Here is a 1,076-nt window from a genome sequence, read left to right on the forward strand (position 1 = left end):
ACCCGGAACCTCGAGATTCCGGGTTCGGCACTTCGTGCCGCCCCGGAATGACGCCTACGGCGTCACTTCCCCTGCCCGCGCGTGAGCAAGAACACCCCCTGCTCGCCGAACAGATTCCACACCCACCAGGGCAGCCGCAGCCGGAGCGGACGGCCGTAGAGGTCGAGCGCCTCGGCGCGCTCCATCTTGACGTGGATGGCGTCGCAGAGCTCGACGAAATCCTTGATGGTGCAGAAATGGATGTTGGCGGTGTCGTACCAGCTTGCCGGCAGATTCTCGGTGCGCGGCATGTGGCCGCCGACCAGGAGCTGAAGCCGCATCTTCCAGAAGCCGAAATTCGGGAACGACACGATGGCGCGGCGGCCGATGCGCAAGAGGTTCTCCAGCACGACCTTGGGCTGGCGCGTCGCCTGCAGCGTCTGCGACAGGATCACATAGTCGAAAGCGTCGTCCGGATAGTTGATCAGGTCGGTGTCGGCGTCGCCCTGCACCACCGCGAGCCCCTTGGCGACGCAGCGGTTGACGCCTTCGCGCGACAGCTCGATGCCGCGCCCGTCGATGCCGCGGGTCTCCAGGAGCTGAAGCAGGTCGCCGTCGCCGCAGCCGACGTCGAGCACTTTCGAGCCGGGCTTGACCATCCCGGCGACCAGCAGATGGTCGGCGCGAAACTGGCCGGACTGTCCGGCCGCGACGCCACCCAGCGGCAGCACTTCTTGCACCGACATCGCTAGCCGTCCTTGCCGCTGAGTCCGCGCGCCTTGCCGGCCGATTGCAGGAAGGCGCGGGAGATGTCGAAGAATTCGGGGACGTCGAGCAGGAAGGCGTCGTGGCCGCGATCGGTCTCGATCTCGGCGAACGACACCCGTGCGCTGGACGCATTCAGCGCATGCACCAGCGCGCGCGATTCCGAGGTCGGAAACAGCCAGTCGCTGGTGAAGGAGACCACGCAGAAGCGGGTCTGGATGCCGGCGAACGCCTTTGCCAGCACGCCGCCATGGTCGCCGGCGATGTCGAAGTAATCCATCGCGCGGGTCAGATAGAGATAGGAGTTGGCATCGAAGCGCTCGACGAAGGAC

At 66.1% G+C, this 1,076-nt stretch carries 1 protein-coding gene and 1 pseudogene; both read right to left on the reverse strand.

What is annotated here, in order from left to right:
* Positions 1 to 62: 62 nt before the first annotated feature.
* The gene (metW, locus tag ACXJL8_RS41785) at positions 63 to 725 is read right to left on the reverse strand and encodes a methionine biosynthesis protein MetW (protein WP_456617327.1); all 663 of its coding nucleotides are present in this window, start codon (positions 723 to 725) and stop codon (positions 63 to 65) included.
* A 2-nt stretch (positions 726 to 727) separates the two neighbouring features.
* Positions 728 to 1,076, reverse strand: a pseudogene (gene metX / locus ACXJL8_RS41790) (homoserine O-acetyltransferase); the annotation flags it as partial.

This window comes from Bradyrhizobium sp. P5_C11_2, assembly GCF_054049755.1.

What these genes read in the sequence shown, in the direction of transcription:
- metW (WP_456617327.1), bottom strand. Translation starts at nt 725, where the DNA reads ATGTCGGTGCAAGAAGTGCTGCCGCTGGGTGGCGTCGCGGCCGGACAG.